The sequence below is a fragment of the Paenibacillus hexagrammi genome (genome assembly GCF_021513275.1).
GTDB lineage: Bacteria > Bacillota > Bacilli > Paenibacillales > NBRC-103111 > Paenibacillus_E > Paenibacillus_E hexagrammi.
Genome location: NZ_CP090978.1, coordinates 3186288 through 3202049, shown reverse-complemented (window position 1 = coordinate 3202049; position 15762 = coordinate 3186288). Strand labels below are relative to the sequence as shown.

Genomic DNA, 15762 nt, shown 5'->3' with positions numbered 1-15762 from the left:
CAGCGTATGACAAAGCCAAATCAGCAGCAGATAGATGATATCGAACGGGACATCCAGCGCGTAGAAACGCTGATCAAAGGGGAGAAACGGGATACACCGGCCGTCAGTGAGGTACCGAAGATTGAGAAAGAAATATTCAGTCTTCAAGGCACACTAAAGGCTATTGACCGTGCATTTAAAACCATTGACCAGGAACGTCGTCAGATGCACCAGGAAGAATTTAAGCAGCGTATGAGGAATCAGGCGAAGTATCAGCAGAAGGATCGGGACCAGGGGTGGGAGAGATAGGTTACATGCTTTCTACGCGCGGTGCTTGTTTCCAAACGCAAACACTCGGAACCTACGGAACCTCGGTTTGCCTCGGGGCTAAATTATTATGAAGATGGATTGTTTCTTTATCAATAAGTTTTATTAACAAAATACCTCGATTAAGGAGATGCGTCTAGTTATGAAAAATCCCACACCTAGAACAGGACGTGGGACTTTTTGGTACTTTTCTCCAATGATTTTAATCCACTGGAATATCTAATTCTTTACGTAATTGTTTTACGGTTTTTTCCTTATTTTGATAAGCCTTTTGTCCTTCTTCAAACTTAGCAAGTTGCCTTTCAGCTGCTTCAGCCTTCTTCAGTTCTCCTCGGCTTTTCAGTTCAACTATTGAATCCGTTAAAGCAAATATTGAGGTTCTTAGTTGGTTTGCGAATTTTTCTTCACCATCTGGGTCTGCTTTTCGTGCTTCTTTTGCTATTTCTTTACCAAATTTCTTGAGTTCTTTACCTGCAGTAACTGTTGCTTCAATTTCTTCTGGTGTCTGATTAGGCATCTCGCTTAACTTCTGTTTTCTGGATTCGAATTCTGTCCGTAAATCTTTAACCTTTTTTACGTAGTCTTCGTCCCCCAGAGCTACCCCAGCTGTTAAAACACTACTTCCGATAATACCTATAGCAACTGCGATTGCAGTCAATTTTTTTTTCATTATCGTTCGCCTCCAATATTATTTAAATTTAAGATGTGGCTTTTTTAATGATCAGTAGATATACATAGGCCGAAGTGTTTGAATCTTTTCTGTTTTTAATAATAGTTTTGAGATCAAGCCCCGACCCCCACGTTCCAGATGTGTCCGAATGTTGAGATACAGTAGTATCAGTTGAGTTGTAACCATCAACTGTAACAGTGTGAGTAGTATGAGCGGTGCTATCTGCAAATTGAACTTGATCTCCTAGCCACAACAAGTCATTTATCTCACCAAAATTATTGTATGCATCCGCAATTGTATATTTTACCATGTGATATGTATGTCTACCATTACCACTATCGGTATCACCCCAGAAAGTACGGCACTGATGTGCACCAGTCCAAGTTGATGTTCTTCCATTGAGATTACTTGAAGAGGCGACATTGGGACCATAATAGTACCAATCTTTGGTAAAGACGTTACTGCCTTTAGTTCCAAAAAGGAAAGTCCACCACCGTCATGAAGAATCTGGGAGGCAAAATTTGTACAATCTCCACCATCAGCAGCTGAACCATAACTAGCATAATTCTGATTCCTAGTATCATTAGTTGCATGTGCTTTTGCGTAATTTGCTGCATTAGTTCGATTATAACCGCTATTAACACTGGAATTCGAATTTGTAAACATAATTGTTCCACCAGCTGCATAGACATTTGAGTCAAAAGCAAGTGAACCAATTGTTAAACTCGATAGTAAAGCGCATGTTACCAAAGCTTTTTCTGTTTTCTTCATATTTTCCCTTAAATTCCAAATATTGGGAAATAAGTCAAATGAATTATAATTGATAGAGTTGTAGTTGTTTGTAGAAATTAATTGTCGAATTTAATTTTTTTTTAGAAAAAAATGGGGTATTATGAAAAATGGATAATATAGTTTCAAATTCGGGTGAAATGAAAATCATCAAAACTATTGAGGAAATGACAAGGAGTATTTCAGTAGATGCGCATATTTTCAATGTCCATATTCCCTTATATTCCACTCTGACCGTTGATTTTCTTTACGTGGAACAATAGCATAAAAACGGCTCTGTTCGCATTTTTGGCGAAAGAGCCGTTCTTCGTTTTTCTTTGATTTTCTCGAATTAGATAGGTAAGTTACTGAAAACCAGGTCTAGACATCTTCACAAAATGCCGAATTTTATACAGATGTCGCGTATACCTACAGCAAAGGAGTAGCTACGGCTACTCCTTTGACTAACTAAACAGCCATGGTCTTTAAACCGCAACCCCGACATGAAAAGTGTTACGTGCCGGGTTTAGCGGTTTTTCTGTTTCTCCATACTGGTAAGGAACGCAAATTGGAATAAACACGCAGTTTTTTATGGTGGTTCGACCCTGCAAACTAAACAGTGAGGATTCGAAGCGTGTACAACCCCTTGTTGGCTCTCTTCCGCTGAAGAGATGACCACGTACAGAAAAATGGTTACTTTTCCTTCGAATCCACCAATTGCGTACCTTCATCAATACAAGGAGCAGCTTTATGGAAACCTTAATTACGCATTGTGCTGGTATGGACGTCCATCAAGAAAGTATTGTCGTCTGCACCATGACTGGGGCCGCTGGCGAAGTGCCCTGCGTGGAGACACGCACCTTTTCTACTATGACGAGAAATTTGTTTGAGCTCTTGCAATGGCTCGAGTCCAAGGAAATCACACATATCGCAATGGAAAGCACTGGCATTTACTGGCGGCCTGTTTACAATGTGCTCGAGGGCTACTTCGACATCACATTAGCCAATGCCCAGCGCATTAAAAACGTTCCCGGACGCAAGACCGATGTATCGGATGCAGAGTGGATCGCAAAACTTCTCAGACACGGCTTGATCGAACCAAGTTTTGTCCCTCAGGCAGACCTTCGTGAACTCCGCGAGCTTACACGGCTTCGTAAAAAGCAGGTCGGGGGACTAACGGCCAAGAAAAATCGACTTCAAAAAGTACTTGAATGCGCCAACATTAAACTAGGAACGGTTATTAGCGATGTGTTTGGCGTTTCAGGTCGCAACTTGCTCAGAAGACTCATGGAGCAAGGGTTTATCGACCCTAGCGATATTGAGGATCGAGTTAAAGGCAACGTAAAGAAAAAGGTCCCTGCACTCGCAGATTCCCTGTTTGGTACGTTGGATGAGCACCAAATGTTTATGATTCGGTTTCTTTGGAATGAAATTGCTTTTTATGAGGAATCGATTCATCAATTAGATGAGCGGATCGAGGAGTACCTCATTAGCTACAAGGAAGAAATGGAACTCATGCAGACCATGCCTGGCGTGAAACGAACAACTGCCGCCAGCATACTCGCCGAAATGGGTAACAACATGAATCAATTTCCTACGGCAGCTCACCTTACTTCTTGGGCGGGTGTAGCACCAGGTAATCACGAAAGCGCAGGTCAAAAAAAGTACCCGCACGGTAAAGGGGAATCCCCATATTAAAACAGCTTTGTGCGAAGCCGCATGGGCTGCTTCAAAAACCCGAAACACACGTTTATCAGCAAAATTCTGGTCTCTAGCTTCACGTCGAGGGAAGAAAAAAGCCCTGGTTGCTCTTGCAAAGAAAATGCTCGTAATCCTCTACCAAATGCTAAAAACTAAGCAAACTTATGTCGAGCAAATACCAGTAAAAACGTCAAACCAATAAGTATTGACCATTTTCATATTTGTTAAACAAAGGGATCGAATATTTCATCTCTCGGGCATCCTATTGTCATTTTTCTGCTGTCCTTCAACTTTAAAGACGGAACCCAACATGAGTGCATCTTTCTTTTCACAGAAAAAAACTCCTTACATACTAAATGATACTGACCACAAATTGGTGTAGTTTCTACCATAAGCTACATACACATTGGTAGGTGTGGTGCCCCAGTTATCATGGATTTCCATGTATTGGTGACCACTAGAACTACCGCTGTAGAAGTACTCAATATAACCGACACCTGCAACAGTATGGGCTCCACTTAGATCCGAAGCATCATAGTATGTTTGTCCTTGAAAGCTGATTACAGAAGGGTTTGAAGCCAAGTCACTTTTTACTTGAGACCATGAAGGGGCATAATGATTGCTAGCAGTTGATAGAAGATAGCCATGGTTTTGGGCATACGTGTTCATCCCCGATCCAATGTTACTGGTGCTAGTACCCCCATTATTATTTGTTCCCATGGCTTTACGCAAAGCAAGAATTGCACTGTCCTGATTTGCTGTTCCTAGATTTGATTTTCCTTTCGTATTCTGCCAATAATACATTACATTATAAGCACTTGTTGGAGAACATCCCGAAGGACCTGACCACAATGAATTGGTATATTGATTAACATCGCCAACGCCCGAGTAGTACACACTTGATGAGGTTCCAGTTTCAAATGACAGACTATCGGTTACTCCATCAGAAGTTGTACCGATCTCGCCTGCTGTTATTTTTTTAATTTTTCCCCATGCAATTTTGCTATCTGTATTTACAGATTTTTTAATTTTTGCAATAGGTTTATTGTGTTTATTGTCTAAAGAAAGGGTTTCATCTTTTGAAGTAATCTCTGCGGATCCGTCAACGTAGTCACTTTTTAAAGCAAACTTACCTGGTGCAAGTACTACGACTTTTTCGGATTTTTTTTCTTTTTTATTTGCCTTGGTACGCAAACTATCGACTTCAAGAGAATTCATTTGTTGATTTTGATATCCAAAACTAAGTATAGGAAAATCATCCTCGTTATTCGCTACTTCAACATAACCAGCTGGTTTGTTGTCTACGTCTAAGTTTACGATATAGCTATTCAAGTCATCACTGGCATCGTAGACCGCTATTGGAGGTTCTACGGTAACATTTTTCCCTTTCCAAGAGGATGCTTCATTTAATTTTTGATCCAGAACTACTTGATAAAGGGCAGCCGCGGTTGCTTCTGTTGGAGATACTGAAACATTTGAAATATCAGACTTGTCTTGAGCATGCGCGAGAAAGGGAACACTTAGAACCATCACTGAAGACATTAAAAATGCTGCTAAATTCTTTTTTGAAAAACCATTTTGAAATTCTCCTTTTTTTGGATAAAATTAGTAAACTGCCAATATTAATTCCACATGAATTTTAAAATTCCTCCCCAAATTTTATGAAATTGAAACAAAAAAGGAAATAACTCGTCTAAGTAAAAAGGAGGGGATAATAACGATGAAAAAAAACTTTAAAGGTGGGGTACTCATGTTACTCGTGGTCTTGGCTTTAATCAACTTAACCCTGAATGGTTGCAGTAATCAAAAAGTCCAGAGTAATAAAAGTGGAGATGTGGCTGGAGATTCGTTGTATGTGCCCGAAGGATATCAAAAAAAATTAGAGTCACTAAAATTAACAGAAGTAGTTGCAATGCCGTATTTTAAAAGCCCTTTTATTTCCGTAGCTCAAGATAGCAATGGAACCCAGTTTGCTGTGATATTTCGTGAATCTGGAGAAATTGATCGTGTACAACTACCAGTAAGATATGTTGAAATTATGAATTTAATTGAGAGCAAAGGGTATAAAATTAAGCTTTCTGAAAATAACAAAAACCTCCACCTATTTGAGATTAAAGGAAATATTGTTTGGAACTATGCGGAAGGAGACAAAAAACTTTATTTAGACAAAGAAGGTAAGGAAATCGATCCATTTATCAATAAATAGTTGAAGATTAAGAGACAACCATAGCTCGTTTTATGGTCTCTTTCTTGATCAGACATAATCAAACAATAAGATATTTGATATATATGTCCACGATCACTATAAACTGTAGTGTTGTTTAAAAGCTTTATGGTAAAATATTACTGGTCGGAAGTGCCGACAAAAGCCCGAGGGAAAGAATCCCCGGGCCTACTTATTTTGAAGGGGGCGTTGTTAGATGAAATGCCTGAGATGTGAGGGTACCGGTAAGGGTATAACCGATAGCAAAGACGGTGCCCGTCAGTGCGATCATCCCTGCTCCGATTGCAGTATCCTCTTCTTTAGCCTTGATAATAGGTGACACTGCGGCAATCGCGGCTGCGCCGCATACCCCGGTTCCAATACCGAGAAGTAAAGAAAGGGGACGGTCTGCTTTTAGCCATTTGGCAAGCAGCAGCATTGCTCCGATGGAAATAAGAATACTCCCTGTATCGTGAAGGATGAGCCATAATCCTTGATGCAGGATTACATTCATATTCAGTCTCAAGCCATATAGGATGATGGCAAAGCGCAGCAGCTTTTTGGAAGAAAACTGGATCCCAGCCCGGAGTGTCTCGGGATAACCCCTGAATTGCCGGTAGATGACGGCGGTAAGAATCGCGCATGCCATTTGGCCAATGCGGTCAAAAAGGGCAGCTTCGCTAATGTTAAACCAAGTAAGGCAATGAGACATGTGAATAGTATTCTTCCTAGCCACATCCAACGTGCCGTATTCTTATGGTCTATGGATTGCTGGTCTTTATGTCCCGTAATTTTTACAAGTTCGATTTTCGATATTACTGTTTTGTTATTGTCCATACAACCACCTCCGAAGTAGGTAACATAGATTTAGTATAGAGGGGGTTGTTGTATAAGTTAAATACATTACAATTATTGTGATGATAAGTTGACGCTTATTTAAGTGGGGTTAAGGGAGGGGCAAATGGACCACCAATTACTGGCATTGGTTTCGGTGGCGGAGGAGCGTAGTTTTACTCGTGCCGCAGAAAAAATGTATATAAGTCAACCGGCCATCAGTCAACACATTCAGCTTTTGGAATCCAGGTATGATGTGAAATTGTTGGATCGAACGAATAAGCATGTCATGCTGACAAAAGCGGGAGAGGTTGTTTACCAACATGCAAAGGAGATTCTGAATACATATAGTTTGATGGAACAGTTAGTAAAGGATCTAAAGGAAGATCCAAGCGGACCTCTATATATTGGCGCCAGCTTTACATTCGGTGAGTATGTGCTACCGCACCTGATTGCCGGATTTCGCAAGCAATATCCAAGAATTGAACCCCATATATCCATTGATAATACGCTTACCGTTGTGAAGCAGGTTGTTCAAGGGGAACTGGATGTAGGGATTATCGAAGGCTAACCTTTTCATGACAATAGAGTGGAGGTACGTCCGATTGCCGATGATACGCTAGTTATTGTGGGGGCTCATGGTCATCCGTTTGTTGAATCCAGTCAACCAACTGTTAAGCAGATAGAGGAGCAGTACTGGGTGATTCGAGAGCCGGGTTCCGGCACCAGGTCACGGAGCTTGTCTTCGCTACACTTGGAATCCAGCCCAAACAGCAGGTTGAATACAGAAGCTCCCAAATGATCAAGGAATCTGTCGAAGCGGGTTTAGGGATTGCGGTTTTATCGAAATGGATTGTTCATAAAGAGCTTAGATGGAATACGCTTTGTGAGCTCCCGCTGCTGGATTCCCCATCAGAAGGAAATTTTCAGTGGTGGCGAGAAAAAGCAATTTTAAGACAAAGGCCTCAGCTGTGTTCGAGGAATTTCTAGGGCGGCAATCTGATTGGATCAATAAGTCCATGAATGAAGAATGAATATATGCATGCATGTTAGGAAAGGGGGACCTTACATGCTTTCAAAGTCCCCCGTTTGCACTTTCCCATAGCAAAGTGAATGTTGTACTGTAAGAATCCTAGCACCTAGGAAACCATCGTGCTCTTCACAGACCGCCCTTTTTAACAGAAGCAATCGGGTTTTGTGACAGGTGTGACAGGTGAGCTTTCATCAGTAGTAAGTCCTTGATCAAAGGCTGCTAAGGCTTGTGTGGCGTGACTAAGGACCGCACCTGCTCTGGTTGAGGCTGCGACCAGCACGGCTTCGATGATCTCCTCGGAAGTACCTCCCAGCTTCTTATATCTCTGAGTGTGGGTATCAATACAATATGGACAGCCCGTAATGTGCGCGACAGCAATGGCAATGAGTTCCTTTGTCTTTACGGGAACCGATCCGCTATCGGTATAAATCTCTTTCTCGAAAGCGATGAAAGAAGCTGCGGCTTTTGGAGCCAGATTCATGATTTCAGGGATCCTTTTCAAATCTTCGCGGCTGTAATAAGAATTCATCATTCAACACCTCGGCTATCTATGTTATTGAGATTACAGTCTCATTCTAAAGGGAGCCTTAGGTGTTTTCTGTGATAAAGTCACCAACATCCGTCCAATTATAACTCGAATACCATCTTAGATCGTTCATAGATGCTAGACTCTGAATGGGGGGATCCTTCTTCCGTCGATGTCCGTAAAGTCATATTCACTGGCTACTTGTCCCACTTCCACAAGTTTTCCTGATTTCTTCGAAACATGAGGGTCAGCGGTTAGCGCTGCTACCGCCCTACCGATGTAAAAGACGGATTCCGTGGGGAGAAGTTCCTCTATCTGCAAATAGGAGTTATCTTCTTGTGTGATTCCGAAATGTCGGCATACGTCTTCGGTTCTCATCCAACCAGGCGCCAGAGCGATGACGGAAATACCTGTATGCTGTGCAGACAGATTCAGTGCCATGCCTTGCGTCATATTGACTACCGCCCGTTTGACGGTATCGTAAAAAACATTAACGGGATTATTGCTACCATAATCTACATTTACCCCCGTGTTAATGATCAATCCTTTACGACGGGGAAGCAGGATCTTCATGGCATACCGGCTCGACACCATTTGGGCCCTTAACCCTGCATGAAACATCTTTTCCCATCTGATCATGGGTTGCTCCCAGAATGGTGCCAGAAAGTCCGCATCATCATAATTTTCGTAGCCTCCCCAAGCATTGTTTACAACCAAATCCAATCTGCCGTTCTGCTCATCATGAATTCGCTCGTATAATAAAGCGACTTCCTCGTCGATAGTATGATCACAGCGAACGGGAATTCCTACACCGCCTCTGCGGGTAACTTCATTCGCTGTTTCTTCGATGGTTCCCGGCAAATCCGTTCTGGATGGATGAGTTCTTGTGCTGCGGCCGGTCACATAGACGGTAGCTCCTGCTTCTCCTAAGACCAATGCGATTCCTTTGCCGGCCCCGCGGCTTGCTCCCGTAACGAGAGCGACTGTGCCTTCTAACATGTTCCTGAAAGTTGCCATAAAAATACCTCCCTTATTCAAAGACAATTTCAGTTTGCAGTTTAATCTTGTCAGCTCTTGTCATAGATTCAGAATTATTTTTATTCATGTAAATTCTTTATCTTGGAGATAGACACCGGTGAGTCTGTTGACTTGCTCTTGAAGCCATACCACCAGCTCCGGCGGCTCTTGCACATGTGCATCGCTGCCGAAGCTCAACATAAATGTTCCGTAGTGGGGAATATTGCAGGTATGCATAGCAGCAGTTAATACACCGCTGCCATCCTCATTGATGTCTAATTTACCTGGGAATACGGTAGACCGCTCATATAAGCGTACTCCATAGGGTGTGAAAAGGATGCGCAGTTGCAAATCAGGTTCAGGATGAATACGGCTGTCGGAGTGCTCAAACCAATCCTTAAGAGTAAGTTCCTTAATATGATCGGGTGTTGAATCTGGAGCTGTGATAGTTTCGTCGATAGATTGAATACGGTCTACCCGAAACAGAAGCACTTCGGATCTTCGATAGCAATAGGAAGGTGCATACCAGAATCCGTTGTGAGCATAGATGCCGATCGGAAGAATGAGTCGGGAGCTAGTCTCATTTTTAGATTCGTAGTGAATCTGAATGGGGCGCCTCTGTGAGGCCGCCAATAAAATAGGCTCTAAGCAATAAGGACTCTGTGTACGCAAAGGGGACCAGAACACCACTCGGTTTTTCATTTCCTGGATCTTTATTTTCGAGTCTTCAGGAAGGTAATGATAAAATTTATCAAGTGCAGCCGTTGATTCGGCTTCAAAGGGAAGTGAGCCGTAGTATTGCAACGACTGTACGGCAAAAAACATAGCTGCCGCTTCTTGCTCCGTAAATAGAATAGGGGGAAGTATTCGTTTTTTTAGCAGCCGATATCCGCCGTGTGGTCCAAATTCGGTATAGAGCGGCATACCAAGCTCGCACAGTTCCTGCAAGTCACGGTGCATGGTTCGTTCCGAGACACCGAACTGTTCAGCCATTTCCTTTACAGTAAAACGCATGCGCTCATTTACGGCCATCATTAAGGCAACGAGACGCTGAATTTTTTTCACATATGTCCCCTCCACGCTATCTGGACATGATGCTGCCCATAACCTCTTTCATTGTCTTGACAAAAGCCTCTGCCGCTTTAGAAATATATCGGCCCTTTCGATACGCAATGACAAGCGTGCGCGCGGGTCTTCCTTGCAGCGGAAGATGAACAGGAGCCAATTCGCTGAAGTTACGCCTTGAAATCAAATACGGGACGAAGGCGATGCCCATTCCCGCTGCGACAAGAGATTGTACCGTTTCTATATTGCTGGATTCGAAGACAATATTCGGAGTGAAGCCAGCTTGCTGGCACAGGTTCAGGGTAAGCTGGCGGAAGCCTTGGCCTTTTTTTAACGCAATAAAGGACTCCTTCATTAAATCCTCGATTTGAATAGGGGAAGCGGCTTCGGCTAGTGGATGATGCGGAGGCACGGCCAACACAATTTCTTCCTCCAATAGCGTCTCATACACAAGAGCTTCCTCACGAAGAGGCAGAGAAAGCAGGCTGATATCTGTTTGTCCGTTCATCGTCAGTGTCTCCAGGTTACTGGAGGTCTCTTCGACCAGGGATATTTCGATTTCCGGATAGGCAGCTTGAAAGACAGGGACGACAAACGGCAGGGTCGTCGATCCGGTAATCGGCATGCTGCCAATGACGAGGCGGCCTTTTTTCATCTGGGAGATGTCTTCCATTTCTTTTTTGAGCTGCTCGACCATATCGAGAATCTTTTGGCTTTTTTCGACAAAAAGCGCTCCTGCATGCGTAAGCTCAACCGAGTTTGTGCTGCGCTGAAACAAGAGGACGCCGATTTCTTTTTCCAGCTTGGATAATTGCTGGCTGAGGGATGGCTGTGCGATATGCAGCTTTTCCGCTGCTCTGGAGAAGTTACGCTCCGTGGCAATCTGTATGGCATATTGAAGCTGTCGCAGTTCCATGCGGACAAATCTCCTTCTTATGAAAGATTATAGGATAATCCTATGAAGCTTATAGTTATTATATCTTGGAGCTATGAATAAATACATGATACTATACGACATGAGGGTAATAAACAAATATTAGAGCGGATTTTATGACAAGAGGTGACTGGGTATGAGTAAAAAAACGATGTTCGAAAAGATTTGGGACAATCACGTTATTCATTCGGAAGAAGGAAAACCTAGCATTTTGTATATCGATTTGCAGCTGGTTCATGAAGTAACTTCTCCACAAGCATTTGAAGGACTTAGATTGTCCGGACGCAAAGTGCGCAGACCTGATCTGACTTTTGCAACGATGGATCACAACGTGCCTACGAAGGACCGTTTCAATATTACGGATCCGATTTCCAAGCAGCAGATCGACACGCTTTCCCAAAACTGCCGTGATTTCGGCGTGACATTGTTCGACCTCGACAGCATCGATCAAGGTGTCGTTCACGTCATGGGTCCTGAGCTTGGCCTTACGCACCCGGGCAAAACTATCGTTTGCGGCGATAGCCATACGTCCACACACGGCGCATTCGGCGCGCTGGCATTCGGTATTGGTACAAGTGAAGTTGAACACGTGCTTGCGACGCAAACTCTGCAGCAATCCAAAGCGAAAACGCTGGAAGTTCGCATTAACGGCAACCTGAAGCCGGGCGTAACGGCAAAAGACTTGATTCTTGGTGTTATTGCTAAATACGGTACCGATTTTGCAACTGGTTATGTAATCGAGTACACAGGCGAAGCAATTCGCAGCCTTTCGATGGAAGAGCGCATGACTGTGTGCAACATGTCGATTGAAGCGGGTGCAAGAGCAGGTTTGATCGCACCGGACGAAACGACTTTCAACTACCTGCGTGGACGTGAATATGTTCCACAAGGCGAAGCTTTCGATGCAGCTGTTGAGCAGTGGAAGCATTATGTAACAGACGAAGGTGCAGTATACGACCGTGTTGTTGATTTCGATGCTGACACTTTGATTCCGCAAGTGACTTGGGGAACAAGCCCAGGCATGGGTACAAGCGTTACTTCCCTTGTTCCGGATCCTCAAAGCTTCACAACTGAAAATGAAAGAAAAGCGGCTGAAAAAGCCCTTGAATATATGGATTTGAAACCGGGAACTCCAATGACCGAGCTGAAAGTTGATTATGTGTTCATCGGTTCCTGTACGAATGGACGTATTGAAGACCTTCGCGCAGCAGCAAAAATCGCTGAAGGCTACAAAGTGGATCCTAGCGTAACGGCAATCGTCGTTCCAGGTTCCGGCCGCGTGAAAATTCAAGCGGAAAAAGAAGGCTTGGACAAAATCTTCTCCGAAGCTGGTTTCGAATGGCGCGATGCGGGCTGCAGTATGTGTCTGGCGATGAATCCGGACGTTCTGCAACCGGGTCAACGCTGCGCATCCACGTCCAACCGTAACTTCGAAGGACGTCAAGGACGCGGCGGACGTACGCACCTTGTTTCCCCTGCAATGGCTGCTGCTGCGGCGATTAGAGGACATTTCGTAGATGTACGCGATTGGGAAATCAAATCGTACCAGCAAGCCTAATTTCGGTAAAGTAAAGGAGATTAACGACCATGGAAGCTTTTAAACAACATACTGGACTTGTAGGTCCTGTTGACCGTGTGAACGTAGATACAGATGCAATTATTCCTAAACAATTTTTGAAGCGCATTGAGCGTTCCGGCTTCGGCCAATTCCTGTTCTTCGAGTGGAGATGGGATGAACAAGGAAATGTAATCGACAGCTTCCCGCTAAACCAAGATCGTTACCAAGGTGCTTCCGTTCTGATTTCCAGAGCCAACTTTGGCTGCGGTTCATCCCGTGAACATGCGCCTTGGGCGATCCAGGATTTCGGTTTCCGCGTCATCATCGCGCCTTCCTATGCGGACATTTTCTATAACAACTGCTTTAAAAACGGCATCCTGCCTATCAAATTGTCTGAGGAGCAAGTAGAAGATTTGTTCCAGCGCACTGCGCAGCACGAAGGCTACAAGCTTCATGTAGACCTGGAAAACAACAAGCTGACAGACGATTACGGCCTAAGCATCAGCTTTGAGCTTGACGAGCACCGCCGTCAATTCCTGCTGCAAGGACTTGACGATATCGGTTTGACTCTTCAGCACGAAGACAAAATTACCGCTTACGAAGAAGCGCAAAAAGCACGTTTGGCTTACAAATAAGCAAAATCAACGCTCGTGAAGAGGCTCCTGCTGCCAGGAGCTTCTTTTTTGTCTTCCTTGCAACTTTTGGCAGTTTTTCGCGTCTAATAGTTTACTAGATTGTCGTAAGGTGGTGAAAATGCTGTCAAGAGTAATCGTAATTTGTACGAATGGTCGCGAAGGTGTTAGTTTTGGGCGTTTGCAGATGTAGAATTCCGACATTACATAGAGGTGAATGATGAGATATACGGTGTTTTTCCTTAGTTTGCTGATTGGCATGATGCTAACGCCGGCGTATGCGTGGGGAGCGGAAAAGGACAAGTCTATCAAGCTCTATATGAATCAGAAGCTGCTCGTGTCCGACGAGGTTTCTCCGAGGATTGTGGAAGGCAATACAATTGTGCCTGTTCGCATTATCGCGGAGGAGTTGGGAGCCAAGGTTTCTTGGAACGAGGAAGCTAAGCGAGTGACGATCGTGAAGGACAGCATGAACATTCAACTGACGATCAATAGCAAAGTCGCCCTGATTCAAGGGGCCAAGCAAAACATGGAGGTTCCGCCTGTTATTGAAAACGGCAACACGATGCTGCCGCTTCGTTTTATCGGTGAACAAATGGGAGTCAAATTTAATTGGGATTATATGACTTCATCCGTCTATATGGTCAAAGACGATGAACCTGTCTCAGTTCCTGTCATGGCACCTATTGAAGAAGATGAGGAGGAAGAAGCGGACCCGTCTTCCGCTGTGGTTTCGGTGAATACACAGCCTTCATCCGATAAAGGCAACACAGATAAGACGAATTCAGGTTCGAATTCCTCGGACAAGCAGGGAGCTGCGACAAGCACGACAAACAAACCGTCAACAACAACAAACACGACGTCAACGACATCGAACAGTCCGTCTACAAGTTCGGCGGATAAATCAAATTCTTCAACAACCAAACCTACGACGACAGCAACGCCGACGAGTTCGAATTCCGGGAATACGGGTAAAACAACAAACGCTAGTTCAGTTAGTACCGATAAAGACACAGACAAAACGCTGCAGGATTCAAAAACTCACGTACTAACTTCGATTGAATTGACAGACAAAAATTTGACTGTTAAAGCCAAAGATGGGGAATTGAAGCCAACGGTAATTAAACTATCCGACCCGGGACGTATTGTTTTTGATTTCCCAGGTACGGTGTTAGATGATGCTTTGGCTAAAAAAATGGTGAACAACATCGGAGAGATCGCGTCGAAGCATCCGAAAGTAGCAAAAATCCGCTATTCTAAATTTTCCGATGACCCTCAGACCGTGAGAGTCATCCTGGATCTTAAAGGGATTGCAGATTATCGGGAGCTGCCTTCTAAACAATCCAACATCTGGACTGCTGCCATTGAAGAAAAGCATTTGCGCGTTGTTATCGATGCCGGTCACGGAGGCAAAGATCCTGGAGCCCAATCCGTGACGAACAAGAATGAGAAGGATTTTACGCTCACGATGGCGAATAAGGTAACTGCGCTGCTTGCCAAAGACGAGCAAATTGAAGTTATCGAAACACGCAGCACGGATGTTTTTGTAGAGTTGGATGATAGAGTGGCAATTGCAAATAACATACAAGCGGATCTGTTCTTATCCATACATGGAAACAAGCATACCAAGCCTACCATTAGCGGTACGGAAACCTATTATTACAATCCGCAAAGCCTTGACTTTGCCAATACCGTTCACAAGCATATCATTCCAGCTGCAGGATTGCCTGATCGCGATGTGCGGATCGGGGATTTCAGGGTAATCCACAAAACGACCATGCCTGCTGTACTAGTTGAGGTTGGTTATTTATCCAACAAAACAGATGAAGCAGCGATGTATACGGAAGCTTTTCAAAATCAAGTAGCCGCCTCCTTAGTGTCTGCCATCGAAGAATACTTGAACATCAAATAAGGAGAGGATCTTATGACGAAAGTCAATCGTCTCATTCAGGGAGCTGTTCTGCTGAGCGCGATCACTTTGACTGTGTCTGCCTGCGGGCAGAAGGAGTCATGCTAGGTCAGTCAGCCGCTTCGTCGCAGCCTCCCACCCAAGCGCAATCAACTCCGCTGCCTTCTGCTGCGGTTACACCTAAGCCTTTGCAGCAAAAGCAAGTTAAAGCATATTTCACAGATGAAAATGAAATGAAATTGATTGAAAAAGAAGTGACGGTTTCTTACGAGAAGGAAGACGGGGTGTATGCAGCCCTATTACAAGCGCAAGCCAAGGGCGATGATCCGAAGGCAGCAACTCTTTTTGAGGATATGAAGTTTCAGAAGGTTGTATTTGATCAAGCAAAGGGCGAACTGACCATCGACATCCAATTTGGACCGAACTCTCAGTTAGGCGCGCCTGGCGAGGAGTTATTCCTTCAAGCTTTAAAAAAATCCATGTTCCAATTTCCTGAAGTAAAGGCACTGTTTGTTTTGAAAGATGGAAAGCAAGTAGATAGCTTGATGGGGCATATGGAGCTTCCATATCCTATCAAACGATCGAATGAAATGAACTAGATGAGGA

14 protein-coding genes and 3 pseudogenes are annotated in these 15762 nt (G+C 43.9%); 9 read left to right on the top strand and 8 right to left on the bottom strand.

What is annotated here, in order from left to right; all coding sequences use genetic code 11:
- The first annotated feature begins 6 nt into the window (after nucleotides 1–6).
- Nucleotides 7–288, top strand: a complete 282-nt coding sequence (locus tag L0M14_RS14330; protein ID WP_235122686.1) for a hypothetical protein — start codon at nucleotides 7–9, stop codon at nucleotides 286–288.
- Nucleotides 289–508: 220 nt separating this feature from the next.
- Here L0M14_RS14330 and L0M14_RS14325 read toward each other — a convergent pair whose 3' ends face one another.
- Nucleotides 509–976 carry a hypothetical protein gene (locus tag L0M14_RS14325; protein ID WP_235122685.1) on the bottom strand — a complete coding sequence of 156 codons (468 nt, stop codon included), beginning with the start codon at nucleotides 974–976 and terminating at the stop codon, nucleotides 509–511.
- 303 nt (nucleotides 977–1279) lie between these two features.
- Nucleotides 1280–1747, bottom strand: a complete 468-nt coding sequence (locus L0M14_RS14320; protein ID WP_235122684.1) for an amidase domain-containing protein — start codon at nucleotides 1745–1747, stop codon at nucleotides 1280–1282.
- 747 nt (nucleotides 1748–2494) lie between these two features.
- On the opposite strand from L0M14_RS14320, the pseudogene L0M14_RS14315 reads away from it, so the two are divergent.
- A pseudogene (locus L0M14_RS14315) lies at nucleotides 2495–3647 on the top strand (IS110 family transposase).
- Nucleotides 3648–3790: 143 nt separating this feature from the next.
- Here L0M14_RS14315 and L0M14_RS14310 read toward each other — a convergent pair.
- Entirely contained in the window at nucleotides 3791–4987 is a 1197-nt protein-coding gene (locus L0M14_RS14310; RefSeq protein WP_235122683.1) for a C39 family peptidase, read from the bottom strand.
- A 178-nt stretch (nucleotides 4988–5165) separates the two neighbouring features.
- Between L0M14_RS14310 and L0M14_RS14305 the strand changes: the two genes are divergently transcribed.
- Nucleotides 5166–5651, top strand: coding sequence for a hypothetical protein (locus tag L0M14_RS14305; protein ID WP_235122682.1), 486 nt, complete (start codon nucleotides 5166–5168; stop codon nucleotides 5649–5651).
- A 244-nt stretch (nucleotides 5652–5895) separates the two neighbouring features.
- On the opposite strand, the pseudogene L0M14_RS14300 reads toward L0M14_RS14305, so the two are convergent.
- Nucleotides 5896–6386: pseudogene (locus L0M14_RS14300) on the bottom strand (YeiH family protein); the annotation flags it as partial.
- 223 nt (nucleotides 6387–6609) lie between these two features.
- On the opposite strand from L0M14_RS14300, the pseudogene L0M14_RS31900 reads away from it, so the two are divergent.
- A pseudogene (locus L0M14_RS31900) lies at nucleotides 6610–7472 on the top strand (LysR family transcriptional regulator).
- A 185-nt stretch (nucleotides 7473–7657) separates the two neighbouring features.
- On the opposite strand, the gene L0M14_RS14280 reads toward L0M14_RS31900, so the two are convergent.
- The 4 genes from L0M14_RS14280 to L0M14_RS14265 form a co-directional block, all read right to left on the bottom strand.
- Entirely contained in the window at nucleotides 7658–8047 is a 390-nt protein-coding gene (locus L0M14_RS14280; RefSeq protein ID WP_235122680.1) for a carboxymuconolactone decarboxylase family protein, read from the bottom strand.
- A gap of 132 nt (nucleotides 8048–8179) precedes the next feature.
- Nucleotides 8180–9058: an SDR family NAD(P)-dependent oxidoreductase gene (locus tag L0M14_RS14275; RefSeq protein ID WP_235122679.1), complete on the bottom strand. Its 879-nt coding sequence runs from the start codon at nucleotides 9056–9058 to the stop codon at nucleotides 8180–8182.
- 84 nt (nucleotides 9059–9142) lie between these two features.
- Nucleotides 9143–10123, bottom strand: coding sequence for a helix-turn-helix transcriptional regulator (locus L0M14_RS14270; protein ID WP_235122678.1), 981 nt, complete (start codon nucleotides 10121–10123; stop codon nucleotides 9143–9145).
- Nucleotides 10124–10139: 16 nt separating this feature from the next.
- Nucleotides 10140–11039, bottom strand: a complete 900-nt coding sequence (locus L0M14_RS14265) for a LysR family transcriptional regulator (RefSeq protein ID WP_235122677.1) — start codon at nucleotides 11037–11039, stop codon at nucleotides 10140–10142.
- A 154-nt stretch (nucleotides 11040–11193) separates the two neighbouring features.
- Between L0M14_RS14265 and leuC the strand changes: the two genes are divergently transcribed.
- The 5 genes from leuC (at nucleotide 11194) to L0M14_RS14240 (ending at nucleotide 15755) form a co-directional block, all read left to right on the top strand.
- The gene (leuC, locus tag L0M14_RS14260; protein ID WP_235122676.1) at nucleotides 11194–12615 is read left to right on the top strand and encodes a 3-isopropylmalate dehydratase large subunit; all 1422 of its coding nucleotides are present in this window, start codon (nucleotides 11194–11196) and stop codon (nucleotides 12613–12615) included.
- A 29-nt stretch (nucleotides 12616–12644) separates the two neighbouring features.
- The gene (leuD, locus tag L0M14_RS14255; protein WP_235122675.1) at nucleotides 12645–13250 is read left to right on the top strand and encodes a 3-isopropylmalate dehydratase small subunit; all 606 of its coding nucleotides are present in this window, start codon (nucleotides 12645–12647) and stop codon (nucleotides 13248–13250) included.
- Nucleotides 13251–13464: 214 nt separating this feature from the next.
- On the top strand, nucleotides 13465–15159 hold the full coding sequence (locus L0M14_RS14250; RefSeq protein ID WP_235122674.1) for an N-acetylmuramoyl-L-alanine amidase family protein: 1695 nt from the start codon (nucleotides 13465–13467) through the stop codon (nucleotides 15157–15159).
- 12 nt (nucleotides 15160–15171) lie between these two features.
- On the top strand, nucleotides 15172–15264 hold the full coding sequence (locus tag L0M14_RS14245) for a lipoprotein (RefSeq protein WP_235122673.1): 93 nt from the start codon (nucleotides 15172–15174) through the stop codon (nucleotides 15262–15264).
- Complete coding sequence (locus tag L0M14_RS14240; protein WP_235122672.1) at nucleotides 15258–15755, top strand: GerMN domain-containing protein; 498 nt, start codon at nucleotides 15258–15260, stop codon at nucleotides 15753–15755. Before L0M14_RS14245 ends, L0M14_RS14240 begins: the two co-directional genes overlap by 7 nt.
- Nucleotides 15756–15762: the final 7 nt, after the last annotated feature.